This window comes from Bacillus sp. EB106-02-03-XG38 (assembly GCF_058792175.1).
Map to the genome: position 1 here is coordinate 1,334,437 of NZ_JBYTED010000001.1, position 14,441 is coordinate 1,348,877.

Below are 14,441 nucleotides of genomic sequence, written 5' to 3' on the forward strand. Positions count from 1 at the left end.
TCTAATCTTTCTTTAATGTTTTGGAATTATAGTGATACATATAAAGTGAAACTTTAATCAGCCCTCACCAATCGGACTTTTATGGGCAGCCCGACCCCCCTCCTAACTTCTTTGCTTTCACTGCATTTTGAGGTGGGGGTCTTACTGCCCATTAAAGCGGGATAAATAAGGAAAAAAGGAGAATGTTAATGCGAGTTCTTATTGTCGAAGATGAACAAGACCTAAAAAATATATTGGTAAAACGATTGAATGCAGAACATTATAGTGTCGACGCATGTGGAAATGGAGAAGATGCCTTGGATTATATAAACATGGCTACCTACGATTTGATTGTGCTTGACATAATGATTCCCGGAATAGATGGTTTACAAGTATTACAAAGATTACGCGCGGACAATAATACAACTCCTGTCTTGCTTCTCACAGCTAAAGATACAATTGACGATCGCGTAACAGGACTCGACTTAGGTGCGGACGATTATTTAGTAAAACCATTTGCTTTTGACGAACTGTTAGCAAGAATTCGAGTTTTAATGCGAAGAAATACAGGAAACACATCTAATGTGTTCGAAATAGCTGACCTAGTGGTAGATTGCAATATGCATAAAGTAACTAGAGGAGACCAGGTTATTACTCTTTCCAGTAAAGAATTTGCGATTTTAGAATATATGATTCGTAATAAAGAAGTTGTGCTGACACGAGATAAAATAGAGCAACATGTGTGGAATTACGACTATGAAGGTGGCTCGAATATTATTGATGTTTACGTCCGCTATCTTCGTAAAAAAATTGATAGCCAGTTTGAAACGAAGTTAATTCATACAGTACGAGGAACTGGTTACGTATTGCGAGTAGAATCATGAAAAGACTATCAATCAAAATGAGAGTAACCCTGTGGTATACAGGGCTAATTGTAATTATTATGGCACTCGTGTTAGCTTTTATTTTAACTTCTTCAGATAAAGTTTTGCTTTTTAATATGAAAGATCAATTGAAGAGCACAGTAAAAGAAAGCATGGAAGATATTGAATATAAGCATGGACAATTAAAGATGGACGATGATTTTGAACCCTTAGAAGATGGAGTAAATATCATCATTTATAATAAACAAGGTGAACTGCTGGCAGGAAATAGTCCAACAAGCTTTAATAAAAAAATCTCGCTTAAATCCGATGAAATACAAACCATTAAAGACGGTAATAAAGAATGGATTGTATATGATTTTCTCCATAATACAGGTGGCGATGAGCAAGTCTGGATTCGTGGAATAATGACTATGAACCAATTATCATCAACGATGAATACGCTTATTGTCATAACACTCATCTCTTTCCCATTACTTATTCTCATTGCGGCAGTGGGAGGATATTTTATTACACAAAGAGCGTTTCGACCTGTGCAACAAATGAGTGATTCAGCCAGTAAAATTAGCGATGGTAAAGATCTTTCGAAGAGAATTCATTTACAAGGTTCACCGAAAGACGAAATGTATCATTTAGCACAAACCTTTGACAAAATGTTTGAGCGATTAGAGACATCGTTCGAAAGTGAGAAACAATTTACATCTGACGCTTCTCATGAATTAAGAACACCAACATCTGTTATTATTTCACAATGCGAATACGCTTTATCGCAGAGGAATAATCCGAAAGAAATGGAAGAGTCGTTAGAAGTTATTTTAAAGCAATCACGTAAAATGTCCGCGCTATTATCCCAACTCTTATTGTTAGCAAGAGCTGATCAAGGAAACCATAATACTTTTCAATTTGAATGCATCAATATGAGTGAATTAACGGAAATCGTTGTAGAAGAGCTTTCATTAATGGATCAAGAAACATCGATTAATATAACAACTCATATAGAGGAAAACCTGTTTATAAAAGCAGATCAAACATTGATGATGCGTTTATTAATGAATTTACTAACGAATGCGATTGCTTATAGCAAAGCGAACGGCACTGTGCATATGCAACTGTTCCGTGATGAAACCAACATAATAGGTAAAGTCTCCGATAATGGCATAGGCATCAGCGAGCAACATATTACGAAAATATGGGACCGCTTCTATCGAGTTGACACAGCACGAACATCTTCAAGCACTGGAAACACAGGTTTAGGATTGTCGATGGTAAAATGGATTGTAGAACTACACGGAGGAGAAATTACGGTTGAAAGCAAATTAGGAGAAGGCAGTACATTTACTTTTAAACTACCAATTGAAAAACGAGCATAATGTATGAATGTTTGTAGCTCCAAAGTAAAGATTCTTCCATCTTTATATAAAAGTAACCGTTGCATTTTGTTCTGTTAAGTTCATATTCATATGGAAAAATATCGAAATACAGCCCCAGAAATCCAAAGGTCTCTGGGGCTGTATTATATATTTAGCTCTTTTTGCTTTTTATTTTGTTTATGTCTATGCAGTAATTTTCGGCTGATGAGAGAAATCAGTAATAAGATCAGTACTAGTGCGAAAAGTTGCATGTATGATAAATTAAAATACTTAGCACCTGTGACAAGTAAAAGTGTAGAAATCGTACCTTTTACAATGAAAAAAATAATAATCCATAATCCGCCTTTTTTCCAGTTCATTTTTATATTCCCTTTCCTACGTTTTAATTCTTAAATGGGACACTTATTAGCAATCTATTATATGAATAAAAAAGTCATGTCTAAATTAAATGCGACGTTTCCATAATAAATGAAAATGATATTCAATGTCAATTTTATTGACTATTTGAATATCTGTTTCTTATAAGCAATGAACTTTTGTTGTCAAACTAAAAAACACCTCCATTGAATTTACATACTTCGTATGTGAATTCAAGAGGTGTTTTTTCTTAATACTGCAGCTATTTTCTAGTACACAATAACTGGATCATACGTGTTCAAACTATCATATACAGTTTTTGCAACGTTAGGCAGAAGGTTTACACACCCGCCTGATCCTCCTGTTAAGTATGCATTATTTCCCCAGTCTTTTCGCCAGCCAGCATCATGGAATCCTTGGCCGCTATTTGTGAATGGAACCCAGTAATCTACTTTTACTGCATAATCAGCTTTCCCTACTGCACTTCCTCTAAGCGTGTATGGTGTTCGTTTATATAGAACGTACCACACACCTGGAGATGTATCTTCACCCGTGCTATGTTTACCCGTTACTACATTTGTTGTGACAACTAATTTTCCATCTTTATAAATCCAAATTTGTTGATCCGCAATGGAAACTTCGGCATACGTGTCCCCGATGCCATTATTTGCTGTTGTTTCATAGCCAATCCCTTCCTTCTTCCAACCATTCCCGTGAATATTAGAAGCAGAAAGCGATTTTTCACCTTGCTCAAAAGCTTGTTGCACTTGTTTTGTTTCTTTTTCCACATCTAGTGACCAACCGTATCCTTGTCCTTTTACTGATATAACTGAACCAGAATGTGTTTTAAAAGCGAAGTCTTTATGTAATGTAGATTTAGCCTTATTAATTTCAGCAACCTTCTTCTGAATATCGCTCGCATCGATTGTCACTTTCATATCCTTTGACATAGACGCATTTTGAATTAAATCTTTTGCTTTTAATGAATACACTTCACCTTGTACTTTATAATCAACAGACTGCGTAAGAAGATTTTGTAATGCTTTCTCTTCTTTTTTAATAATTGGATCGTCTTCTTTAATAGGCTGTATGTATGCAGACTTCAGATGAATTTCACTTTTATGCTTCTGCTTGTCGTAATCTTTTAGTAGATTCGTAACGTCATATTGTTTCCCATCAACGCTCTTCGAAATAACAACTTTTCCTTGTTCGAGCTTCGCCATAGCATCTTGAGGCGCTTTTAATTTTTCATTCATAGAAACGAGCTTTTCTTCTACAAGTTTTTTCATCGTTTCACTACGATACTGATCTACCCCTTTCGGTAACAATGAATAATCTTTTTCCTTTGCGGAAGGGAAAAATGTCCACTGGCTTTTTAATAATTTCTTAACTTGTGGGATATCTTTTTCCGTCAGTTCCGTTTTTGTATCTTGTTCATCTAAAATTTGTTGTTGATCAATATAGACTTTGTTTGCTAGTCCAGATGTTTTTAATTTCTGTATTGCCTGATCAGCGCTCAAACCACCGACTTTTGTATCGTTAATCGTAACGTTTGAATTAAAATGAGTTGCCTGATAATAACTCATTCCCCCAATAAGAAGTGCAATTACACCGCCACCCGCTGCGATTAGCTTCCAATTTGTAAAACGTTTTTTTGTTCTTACCCGTTTTTTCTCAACTTCTTCAACAGATTCATTTACTATATTGTTATTCATCAATCTTTCCCCCGTATACATAAACGTCAATTGATTTTAAACCAAAACCATTGAATAGTGTACCTTATTTTCCCTGAAATTTCATTGTTTTTTCCAGATTTCATCTCATTTAATCTATTAAAGTTAGATTTTTTAATAGAAAGATATATAAAGATGGTAGATAACGTGAAAAAGGACCTCATCAATCGAGTTATTATGAGGACCCTCACATCTTGAAGGATGAAACGCTATAAACATTTTAACCTAGTAAAGTAATTTTTAGAAGGTCCAAGTTAGAGTCAGTCAACATAGAATATCTCTTATTTATGAAAAATATCCACAAAAAATGGCCTACATGTAGACTCTTTTTTGTGAATATTTTAATGCCGCATATTTTATTAATTAAATGCGAACTATGCTTCCCGCTTTTCACCAAGTTTCACAAACTCTACTATTGGCCTAATTAAATTCACCTTATGACTTTTATCATCAACAATTTCAAAGTTCTTAAAAACTTTCATATATGTTTATACCACGCTTTATTGATACGCTTAATCTTTACTGGTGTTGAACTTTTAGACTCTTTCTTTGGTGTAATCCTATTATTAGAACATCCTGCAATAGTAAGACAGCATGTAGTCAATACAACCAATAATATTAATTTTTTCAAATAGCCACTCCTATATAAACGAAATATTATATTAAGAAAATTAAACATAACATCGAATCTTTCTAAAAACAATATATTTCCTCGGTTTATTATTCATTGGCGGATTAATGGACACATTAATCCGCATATAAACGTAAAACTTCATGCCCATCAAGTCAATTTCCATTTTATCCGATTCTCAATATTTATTCCAATATAAATATATAGCTATTATTGTTGAAAACTAATTATCTCTCAAAATGAAAAATACGAACTGAATTCCTATAACCATATATGTTTATTCAGTTAACTTCTCCCCTGTAACAATCCGAAACAAAGTGGCTGCATTTTTTTCTTCTAATTGAGCGTACCGATTATCTCCTGAGATGATTTCCACTTTATCCTTATTAGGGCTTACCCAAATTTGATACAACACTGCTTTCGCCTCTATTTTCGGATTTTTAAATTGAAAAACAAATTGATAATCCGGTGGACGAGGCATTTCCACTTTTTTATTTTCAAAAGTAGTATCCTTTAATATTTTCTTTACTTGCTGAACTTGCTTATTATCTGTAACTACCTTCAAATCTTCATATTTATCATCCGTATGTTTTTGCACTTTGATTGTTTGATCTTCATTTCCTAGTTTATTTGAACAACCGATTATTATGAGTATACAGATGCTAATAATAACTAGAGACAAATTTCTAAATTTCATATTAATACCCTCTTTTCAATACAAAATAATTAAAATTGTAAAATAAAGGTAATTAATTTAAACTTAAAAATATAAATAATAAAGAGAAAGGAGTGTCTCGTTCCATGCAAATAAAAACATACACTTGGAAAAGTTATACGTTTCTCATTGTAAGTATATTCGTTACTATGAATCTCTTTCTCTTCACACCTATTTTAGACCGGGCTGGAGTAGAATATGTTGTGCCTTTCGCCTACTTCATATTAACTTCCGCTGTTATAGCAATCATATTAGCAGTCATCTCTTTTTGTAGCCAATCTGAGAAAAAAATGTTAGCCATTATCGGTTTATGCTTTACTCTATTTAACACAGCGGTCATTTTATTTTTCCTTTGGTTTGGTTACCATTTCACTTAAGTAAAATATAAATAAATCCCATAAGCCACAAATGAAATGAGTACAATAGAAATGCCGAGTACCGTGTATATAATCCATTGTAAGTTTGAACTCATATACGCTCTCCTCTCACCTTCTAATAATTCCATTATATAACAAAAAAGCATTGGATACCCAATGCTTTTTCACACTTACGCAAATAAAGATGTATTCGCATATAAAGCTGGTGAACCACCTGAATGTACGAATAAAATGTTGTCTTCTTTATTAAATGTACCTTTTTTAATTAAGTCGATTAGTCCCGCTACCGCTTTACCTGTATACACTGGATCCAGTAAAATACCTTCTGTTTTCGCGAGTAATTGAACTGCTTCCACCATTTCCGGCGTTGGTAACGCGTAACCTGGTCCTACATATTCATCAAAGCATGTAACAGCTTCACGCGGGATAAAGTTCGGAATACCAACGTGAGCTGACGTTTCCTCTACAAGTTTTGCTACTTTCTCTTCTTGTTCTGCTTTTCCTCTACTTACGTTGATTCCGATTACAGGAATGTTACTTTGTGTTCCTGCAAAACCAGTAATTAAACCAGCGTGCATACCAGCGCTGCCACTTACGCAAACAACTGAACTGAAATCAATTCCTTGATCGAATGATTGTGCCATAATTTCTTGCGCACAAGCAACGTATCCCATTGCACCAGTAGGATTTGATCCACCAACTGGTATTACATATGGTGTATTACCTTTTTCACTAACTTCATTCGCGACTTTATGCATCTCTTCCATAAGATCTGCTTCGTTTGGTACAACAATTACATTTTCAGCACCTAGTAAATGGTATAAGAAATAATTTCCGTTAAAGTCTCGCTTCTCTTCTGGCTCAAGTCCTTCTTCTAATACAAGAATACACTTCATTTTTTCTTTTACCGCAGCTGCAAGTGTTAGGCGGCAATGATTGGACTGAATGCCACCAGCTGTAATTAACGTATCCGCACCTTTTGCCTGTGCATCCGCAACTAGAAACTCTAACTTTCTCGTCTTATTACCACCAGCTGTTAAACCAAGTAAATCATCTCGTTTAAAATAAATAGTCGGCCCACCAAGTGCCTCAGAAAAATTGTTTAATTTTTCAATTGGTGTATATGACTCTGTATATTTTTTTCTCGGGAATTTAGCTAAATTCATGAATAACGCTCCTTTTGTACTTCTTTCACAATGTATGTAACGATACTATTATTACATGTAAAAATGATGAAGTCATCTTTCTGGTGGAAAAATATATTAGAATTCGGTTTTGGTGAATGGAATTGTATTAAAGATTTTAGCTTCAATACGGTACATGAAATTTATATCGACGATTTTTCAAATATATCGTTCATAACTTGAAATATATCAACGATTTTTTCAATATATCGACTTACCGACCAAAAACGACATCATAAAAAGACCCACTCATTAAAAAGTGGGTCCTCTCCAATCACTTATTTTCCGAAAATCGAAGAAGCTGTGTTAATCCTGGTTCTAAATTCATTTCGCCTTTATGGCGTACGTATACAATTTTGTTTCCATCAAATTTTGGAGGATTTCCTGGATTATACGTATTCCACTCACTCGTTCCTTCTACAGAGTACTCCATATACTCCGTTGCACCGACGATTACATTTTTACTATCATCTGCCGTTACATTTGGTGCCATTTGTGCGACTTTCGAATCACTAATTAATAATTTTTTGATTTCCTTATCACGCTTGTAATCATAAGCTGTCACCATTACATCGCTACCGTATGCTTTCACTTGTAGCCCTTGTTTAAATGAATAACCATCAGGAGCAGTCTTCTCTCCGCCATTTGGTCCAGCCGACATCCAGCCCGTTTCAATCCCACCCGTATTTACAACAGTAAATCCTTTTTTATCTCCGCCTGCAATTTTCTTTTTACCAGCCCAGTCTGGTAAGTTTAAATCCCAATGCGTGTGACTCGTGAAGAAAACAACTTGCGGATAGTCTTTTAATATATCGTACAACTTATCGACGTTTAAATAATCTTGTAAGTACGGTGATTGTCTCGATCCAGATACTGTATCAGGTAAAACGTGATGAGAGAAAATGAAGATTGGCTTATTTTTATCTTTTTGACTATATTCTTCTAAATTTTGTTTTAACCAACCTAGTTGCTCATCACTCATAAATACTTCATCCCACATTTTTGAATCGTGGTATTTCATATATTTTTCAGTTCCTAAAAATAAAAGCGGATAACCGTCTAATTCTTTTTTATGATATACCTTTTCTTGCCCGCTAAATTGTAAGTAGCGACCAAATAGCGTCTCTTCCGTTACACCATTTGGCCATGTACTTTGAGATAGCTTCCCATCAGCTGTCCATTTACCAGCATAAAACTCATGATTCCCAACAGTTGACCATACATTCTCTGGATGCTTATTTTTGTTTAGCACACGCTTTACATCATCATATTGTGACTGCTGTCCCGTTGGCGTTATATCCCCATTCATAATAAGTGCTCTAGAAAGTGGTGTCACTTTGTTCATATCTTTTAATACGTGATCAAAATCCCCTAAATCCCCTTGAATGTCACTAATAACATTAAAAGTTGTAGCTGATTTTCGAACTTGCTCTTTCCCTTCCGCATGTGCTGAAAACGTCGGCAATAATGCTGTCATAACTGCTAACGAAGCAACTGTCTTTTTCATACAAATTCTCCCCCTAATAAATAATTGTACAAACTGACATGTTCTGCTTTCTCTTAGGTGCTTGTCCACTTCACATTATAGGGAGGGATTGTAAAGATAGATGACGTTAAAAGTTAATTGTTTTTTAAGAGATTTTGTCGTTTTTTGCAAACCACAATTAGCGATTCACGCCAATCTAGCTTTCTAGCCTTTAACATTACATACATGTAAATTTTGATGTTAAACCTTTTCGTTTCATACGTTGTTTTTTATTACTTCTAATTTTCGGGAAAAATCCACTAATTAGTAACGTTATAATCCATACCATTATTAAAATAAAATTTATTGTATTACCGGAATTCAAGCTGAAAACTCTCCACAAATAGGCAGCACAAAAAACGAGGATAGCGGTACTAATAAGTAAAAATGTCCTAACTACTAATCCGATGTAGGATCTCTTCTCTTGCTTAAAAATGAGGGTTCTTCTACCTTTGTACAATCTAATTGCAAATAGCAGCAAATATACACTGAGTATGGCTCCAATAACAATTGATGTAATGAAATTACTTTTTCTCTGCTCAGATAGAGAGAAGTAACTTTCAGGTAATTTTCCCGTTTCATATTCAATCCATGCGTGGTAAATATCCTGTCGTAAGTCTATACCGCCTTCACCATTTGTAAGGATTACCAATCCATCCTTTGTATTAGGAATGAAACCGTAAAAAGAATGCCAGCCTCGATTGTCACCAGAATGATAAAGTAATTTCCATTGATTAGATAGTTTTTTTTCAAATATACCTAAACCATTCTCCCCTAATACTGACTTTTGCATTTCCGTAACACGTTCACTTTTGATGACACCATTCCCTTTAATATTTGCATCCATGCTTGCAAGTATCAATGTCATCATATCCGTAACATTTGTCTTAAGACCTGCAGCAGCCTGTTCGGTAAATTGGTAACTAGGGAGCTCCTCTCCAAAATATCCATAAGCTTTCGAAAGGTTATAGTTTTCAGGACGTTGTAAGAATGAACTAGATTTCATTCCTAAAGGTTTCATAATTTGTTCTTCCATATAACGATCAAACGGTATTCCGGTAACCTCTTCCATTACAAGTTGTAAAATTGTATATCCGCCACCAGAGTAAATTGTTTCTGAACCTGGTTTATTGGTCACCTCCACTGGTTCATTAATCCATCCTTTTCCAGACAGAGATTCCTCAATAGAGTCAAGATGTTTCCCTGGTGCAACCCCGAGGTATCCTTTATGTGCAGACAGCCCTGCTGTATGGCTTAACAATCTTCTTATTGTGACTTCATTATTATGAAACTCTGAATTAGATAATTTCCATTTGGTCAGATATTTTTCAACGGGATCATCTAGTGATAAACGTCCTTCATCTACAAGATGCAAGATTCCCCACGCTGTAAGGCTTTTAGATATAGAACCAGCTTGAAATAAAGTATCATCACTCACCGCTTTTTTTGTCTTTTTGTCTACATAACCGTAGTTAAGTGTATAAGCAATACGCCCCTCATGTACAATCCCTATTGCAACCCCTGGTACCTCATAATTCTCCTGCCATTTTGGTACCTGTTCATCCAAATTTTTTTTGAAATCCTCTATACTCCTATCAGTCAGCGTGCCGGATTCTGCCCTCACCACATTTGTAAACCATGCTTCATTCGTAATAAATATACAAATGATGAAACATAAAATACTTTTGCATATTATCGATGCTTTTTGTCTATTCTTCATTTGCTCTACCTCTTTTTCAGAATATTCTATCTGACAATCAGAGTATCCTATTCACATATCTAGTTCTATCGATTTTCATTACTTAACCTTACAAATTTGTAATAAAAATCAAATATCTACATATTTAGGGTGGACTGTTCTTTATTCGAGAACACTGAATTCAATACAAAACATTACATCAAAAACCCATGCTGGGAATCCTAGCATACTTATAGCTCCTACAAGCAAAAAAAGTGGCAGAAAAATGATATTGGTTAGTACGATAAAACTCACTACTGGTTTTGTTAGTTTCTTTTCTCTATTCATGCACAATCCCCATTTCAAACTAAGTATTTCGTAAACATAATAGTATTTATATTTACAAATACTTTCAGCTTAAACCTGGGGGTTACTCACAGGTCAATACATGTTTGCATTATTTTACAGGTGCATAAACTTCTAAAAATATACGCTCAAGTTCATCTTCATACGTGGTAAGTAATATATTTATATACACTAGCCCCAAAAGCTCATATCCTTGTTCTATCGCCGCTTTTCTTAAACTGGATTCCACATTATGATCAATACTTTCCCCTCCAGTTGCCCACCTTCCATCTTCAATAACTGTATAAATACATTTTGGATGCGATAGAATTTTTCCTTCCACTCTTTTATCAGAGCCCTCTACTTTTCTTACAATAATAAATTTTTCTTCTATAATACCTTCTTCATTGAAATGTATAACTCTTTGTAAAGAATTTAAAGTAACTGCCTTTTTTAAGCTATCCGTGTTCTTTTTCAAAGATTCATATTCATCATATGCAGTAAAATGCTCTATTTCTCCGTTTACTTCTAAAGGCTTCATTTCTTTTACTACGTATTTCCCTAAGAATTGCTTTATTTTTTCACAATCTTCTTTTACAATTTGAACCTTTTTTAAAAGAAGATTTTTATATTCTATCTCCTCTAAAACTTCTTGTTCTTTCTCTTCCAACAGTGATTTTATTTCCTCTATACTCTTACCTTTTCTTAATTCCTGAATTTTTTTTATTTCGATATCCATTTCCCTATAGAAATTGACCGTTGTTATATCATATATATCAAAATGATTATATTTTCTATACCCATTCTCAATATTTTGCTTCGGCTTGACCAAATCTTTTTCCTCATAAAACTTTAAAGTATCTCTAGATACATCTAAAAATTTAGCAACTTGTCCAATTGTGTACATTACGCTCTCCTTTATCATTGCTACTTAATTTATTACATTCATACTTCATATTCTTTACATTATCGAATTTCCCTTCCTAGTTAATATTTCCCCCTTGTTCTCCCACAAAAAAAGACACAGAGATTTCTCTCCATGCCTACTAATCCTCTACTTCTTCACCGCATGCACGTAATGCACCGTCTCGAAAGCTTTTAAATAATCGTTTCGTCCTTCAAAATATAATGTATGAATATCCTCTGGTGTTAAGTGCTCATAAATGAGTAAGCCCGCCTTCTCTAACAGTGCTTCCATTTCGATATACGAAAAACACGATTTCATCGGTTCTCCGCCTACTGTAGCCATTTTCACCATATTTTCAACTCGATTGGACAGTCCTTTTTCGGTAAATAAGTTTTCATCCGGATAATCGAAAATGATAGAACTTCCCTCTGGAACCATCGCAAATAAACGTACTATTAAACTAGAAAGCTCCTCTTTCGTTAAATAGTACGTAACACCTAATAGGCTAAAGAAAGTCTTTTTATTTTCAAACCCTTCATTCCGTAACTGTTCATAGGAAAATCCTTTCGTAAAATCCATCGAAACAAAATGAAGGTTGTTTGGAATTTCAAGTTCTGCTTCTTTTATTCTCTCCTTCTTAAACCTTTGCGTAGAAGGATGATCCACTTCAAATATTTCTATTTTATTTTCTAACTCACGGTGTCTAAAACTAAATGTGTCTAAACCTGCACCGAGTATAACGTATTGTTTTACGCCTAATGTAATTTCATGTAGTAATATTCTTTCACAATATGCCGCGCGTGCCAAAGGTGTTGGTGCTAATTGAACTTGTGTAATCCATTTTAATATTTCTTGTGGATTATCTTGAAACTGCTGTGCAATGTCTGTATTGAAAAAATGTATTCCTTGAACCATGTTCATTTCAATTTCATTACGTTCTTTTTTTGAAATGAAATCTTTAGCTACATAATCATCAAAAATTTTAGGACTATCAAATTCACTATGATATGCTCTTCCGAAAGCTGATACTAGCGATGTTACACTTGCTTCACCTTTTTTCACGCACATACACTCCTTCATTTTCACAACAAAAATAGGGTTCCCCTGGCCAGGAGAACCCTATTATACACTTTATTTTTACATTGGTAAATTATAGCATAAATAAGTTTTTTTGTCAAGTTTTCAGCCTGCTAACTCTCCGACAATTTGTATATTCTCTAGCAGGAAAATCGGTGTTATACACACAATTTTCCGAATCATTTATCCATTCTTTGTTGAGCAGTATTAGTATCTTGAGATACTGCTATATGTTCGGTTGCTCTAGATAAACCTGTTTTTGGCATATTAACATAGATTGCTTCAGAAGCACCTTTTCCGATTTGATACGTTTCGTGAAAAACACCGACACTCCCATTATCTTTAATCTTATTATTGTATGATTTCCAAGCATTTGAATGATTTTTTCCGTGAGCATAGTTTACTAATTCATCGAATCCCTTCCAGTATTGAATTAAGACCACCTTTCTCCAACTAAAGAAGAATTCTGTATGTAAGAAACCCCATTGTGGATTTTGATACAATTCTTTAATCATCGGTCCCATAGCATTAAAAACTGGTATCCACTTCCAAAATTTCAATAGGTTATTAATACGCATACCAATAATAAAAACAACAAATTCTTGATCCTTACTATTAGCTATATGCCTGCCGTTAAAAATTTTAGCTCCCACTTTACTCCCCCTTTTGTACTGAACATAAATTATGTAGATCTCCCAAGTAAACCATAACACTTTCACATGAATTTTCCAATTGGTTCAACATTGATTATGAAAGACTATATTTAAAAATAAAAGATATATGTTTTTACCTTTTTATTATTAAATCTCCTTTTCATCAAGAACGTTTTCATAATATATTTCAGTAACGATAGCATTACTGCCTCCTTTCTAAACAGAATATTTTTTTGTAAAACTTTCAGCCTATTGCTACTCATCCACTTTGCATATTCTCCAGCAGGAAAATTGTCGATTCACACCGAATACCCAAATTATAACAATACATATGGAGGCCAATATGAAACGATTAGTGATCATTACTGTAGGAAAAACACACAGCGGAAAAACTACATTCGCTAAAGAACTAGAAAATAAGTTACCCCACTCTTTCGTTATAGATCAAGATAACCAAGCTGAATTTATTAACAAGCATTATGAAAAATTACAGCCGGTCGAAGGCACCAATATATTTAAGCACGGTCTTTCGAAATTCATTGTTGATTATGCGAAAGAATATACGAGTTTAAACTTTATTATTAGTAACTCCAATCGCAGTAAAAACGGAAGATTATATTTACTAAACGGATTATTTCCAAAAAATGAATATGTACGCATACTCGTTCATTTTGACATTCCAGATGATGTACTTTACGAAAGAGTTGCTCGAAGCACGCGAAGTACGAATATTTTTAGAGGTGATTATTCTAATTTCAAAGAAGTACTCGATCGACAACAGTCTGAATCAATTCACGAAGATGTGGTAGATCCTATAGAAAATGAGGCAGATTATTTGTTTGTTATTCGTAATAGTAAAGATGTAAAATCTACTATAAAAGAAATTGTTCATCTAACTAAAGTTTTGTCCCCTACTCCAAAATAAGAGAATTTTATAATTACATAATCATAGATTATTATGTAAATACTTCCTCTAAACATCCTACATGGTATATAATGATAAAATAATCTACTTCTATATGCTCA

General features: G+C 34.1%; 13 protein-coding genes and 1 pseudogene. 4 read left to right on the forward strand and 10 right to left on the reverse strand.

The window, feature by feature from the left end; translation table 11 throughout:
* The first annotated feature begins 188 nt into the window (after positions 1-188).
* Together AC3WTI_RS06825 and AC3WTI_RS06830 are read left to right on the forward strand one after the other, a co-directional pair.
* Entirely contained in the window at positions 189-863 is a 675-nt protein-coding gene (locus tag AC3WTI_RS06825) for a response regulator transcription factor (protein WP_087956703.1), read from the forward strand.
* Positions 860-2,233, forward strand: a complete 1,374-nt coding sequence (locus AC3WTI_RS06830; RefSeq protein ID WP_097840765.1) for a sensor histidine kinase — start codon at positions 860-862, stop codon at positions 2,231-2,233. The genes AC3WTI_RS06825 and AC3WTI_RS06830 overlap by 4 nt, the downstream gene beginning before the upstream one ends.
* Positions 2,234-2,376: 143 nt before the next feature.
* On the opposite strand, the gene AC3WTI_RS06835 is transcribed toward AC3WTI_RS06830, so the two are convergent.
* From AC3WTI_RS06835 to AC3WTI_RS06845, 3 genes are all read right to left on the reverse strand, one after another.
* Positions 2,377-2,592, reverse strand: a complete 216-nt coding sequence (locus tag AC3WTI_RS06835; RefSeq protein WP_048525353.1) for a hypothetical protein — start codon at positions 2,590-2,592, stop codon at positions 2,377-2,379.
* A 267-nt stretch (positions 2,593-2,859) separates the two neighbouring features.
* Positions 2,860-4,305: a L,D-transpeptidase family protein gene (locus AC3WTI_RS06840; RefSeq protein WP_492304347.1), complete on the reverse strand. Its 1,446-nt coding sequence runs from the start codon at positions 4,303-4,305 to the stop codon at positions 2,860-2,862.
* A 926-nt stretch (positions 4,306-5,231) separates the two neighbouring features.
* A complete protein-coding gene (locus AC3WTI_RS06845) occupies positions 5,232-5,651 on the reverse strand; it encodes a YhfM domain-containing protein (protein ID WP_142286548.1) in 420 nt (139 codons plus the stop codon).
* A gap of 104 nt (positions 5,652-5,755) precedes the next feature.
* On the opposite strand from AC3WTI_RS06845, the gene AC3WTI_RS06850 reads away from it, so the two are divergent.
* On the forward strand, positions 5,756-6,046 hold the full coding sequence (locus tag AC3WTI_RS06850) for a hypothetical protein (RefSeq protein WP_097840767.1): 291 nt from the start codon (positions 5,756-5,758) through the stop codon (positions 6,044-6,046).
* A gap of 170 nt (positions 6,047-6,216) precedes the next feature.
* Here the strand turns inward: AC3WTI_RS06850 and cuyA are convergent, their stop codons facing one another.
* The 7 genes and pseudogenes from cuyA to AC3WTI_RS06885 all read right to left on the reverse strand — a co-directional run bounded on the left by cuyA (position 6,217) and on the right by AC3WTI_RS06885 (position 13,415).
* Positions 6,217-7,212 carry a D-cysteate sulfo-lyase gene (cuyA, locus tag AC3WTI_RS06855; RefSeq protein WP_097840769.1) on the reverse strand — a complete coding sequence of 332 codons (996 nt, stop codon included), beginning with the start codon at positions 7,210-7,212 and terminating at the stop codon, positions 6,217-6,219.
* A gap of 292 nt (positions 7,213-7,504) precedes the next feature.
* Positions 7,505-8,737, reverse strand: a complete 1,233-nt coding sequence (locus AC3WTI_RS06860; protein WP_097840770.1) for a DUF4073 domain-containing protein — start codon at positions 8,735-8,737, stop codon at positions 7,505-7,507.
* A gap of 196 nt (positions 8,738-8,933) precedes the next feature.
* A complete protein-coding gene (locus tag AC3WTI_RS06865) occupies positions 8,934-10,475 on the reverse strand; it encodes a serine hydrolase domain-containing protein (RefSeq protein WP_097840771.1) in 1,542 nt (513 codons plus the stop codon).
* Positions 10,476-10,637: 162 nt separating this feature from the next.
* Positions 10,638-10,781: pseudogene (locus AC3WTI_RS06870) on the reverse strand (CPBP family intramembrane glutamate endopeptidase); the annotation flags it as partial.
* A gap of 109 nt (positions 10,782-10,890) precedes the next feature.
* Positions 10,891-11,685 carry a MerR family transcriptional regulator gene (locus AC3WTI_RS06875; RefSeq protein WP_097840772.1) on the reverse strand — a complete coding sequence of 265 codons (795 nt, stop codon included), beginning with the start codon at positions 11,683-11,685 and terminating at the stop codon, positions 10,891-10,893.
* A gap of 147 nt (positions 11,686-11,832) precedes the next feature.
* Positions 11,833-12,747: a class I SAM-dependent methyltransferase gene (locus AC3WTI_RS06880; RefSeq protein WP_142305821.1), complete on the reverse strand. Its 915-nt coding sequence runs from the start codon at positions 12,745-12,747 to the stop codon at positions 11,833-11,835.
* A 194-nt stretch (positions 12,748-12,941) separates the two neighbouring features.
* Entirely contained in the window at positions 12,942-13,415 is a 474-nt protein-coding gene (locus AC3WTI_RS06885) for a DUF4188 domain-containing protein (RefSeq protein ID WP_087956693.1), read from the reverse strand.
* A 343-nt stretch (positions 13,416-13,758) separates the two neighbouring features.
* Here AC3WTI_RS06885 and AC3WTI_RS06890 point away from each other — a divergent pair, with 343 nt between their 5' ends.
* On the forward strand, positions 13,759-14,340 hold the full coding sequence (locus tag AC3WTI_RS06890; RefSeq protein ID WP_097840774.1) for an ATP-binding protein: 582 nt from the start codon (positions 13,759-13,761) through the stop codon (positions 14,338-14,340).
* Positions 14,341-14,441: the final 101 nt, after the last annotated feature.

Bases quoted from the DNA above. Each gene is read 5' to 3' on its own strand.
- AC3WTI_RS06865 (WP_097840771.1), bottom strand. From the start codon at position 10,475: ATGAAGAATAGACAAAAAGCATCGATAATATGCAAAAGTATTTTATGT.
- AC3WTI_RS06845 (WP_142286548.1), bottom strand. From the start codon at position 5,651: ATGAAATTTAGAAATTTGTCTCTAGTTATTATTAGCATCTGTATACTC.
- AC3WTI_RS06890 (WP_097840774.1), top strand. From the start codon at position 13,759: ATGAAACGATTAGTGATCATTACTGTAGGAAAAACACACAGCGGAAAA.
- AC3WTI_RS06830 (WP_097840765.1), top strand. From the start codon at position 860: ATGAAAAGACTATCAATCAAAATGAGAGTAACCCTGTGGTATACAGGG.
- AC3WTI_RS06840 (WP_492304347.1), bottom strand. From the start codon at position 4,305: ATGAATAACAATATAGTAAATGAATCTGTTGAAGAAGTTGAGAAAAAA.
- AC3WTI_RS06860 (WP_097840770.1), bottom strand. From the start codon at position 8,737: ATGAAAAAGACAGTTGCTTCGTTAGCAGTTATGACAGCATTATTGCCG.
- AC3WTI_RS06835 (WP_048525353.1), bottom strand. From the start codon at position 2,592: ATGAACTGGAAAAAAGGCGGATTATGGATTATTATTTTTTTCATTGTA.
- AC3WTI_RS06875 (WP_097840772.1), bottom strand. From the start codon at position 11,685: ATGTACACAATTGGACAAGTTGCTAAATTTTTAGATGTATCTAGAGAT.
- AC3WTI_RS06850 (WP_097840767.1), top strand. From the start codon at position 5,756: ATGCAAATAAAAACATACACTTGGAAAAGTTATACGTTTCTCATTGTA.
- AC3WTI_RS06825 (WP_087956703.1), top strand. From the start codon at position 189: ATGCGAGTTCTTATTGTCGAAGATGAACAAGACCTAAAAAATATATTG.
- cuyA (WP_097840769.1), bottom strand. From the start codon at position 7,212: ATGAATTTAGCTAAATTCCCGAGAAAAAAATATACAGAGTCATATACA.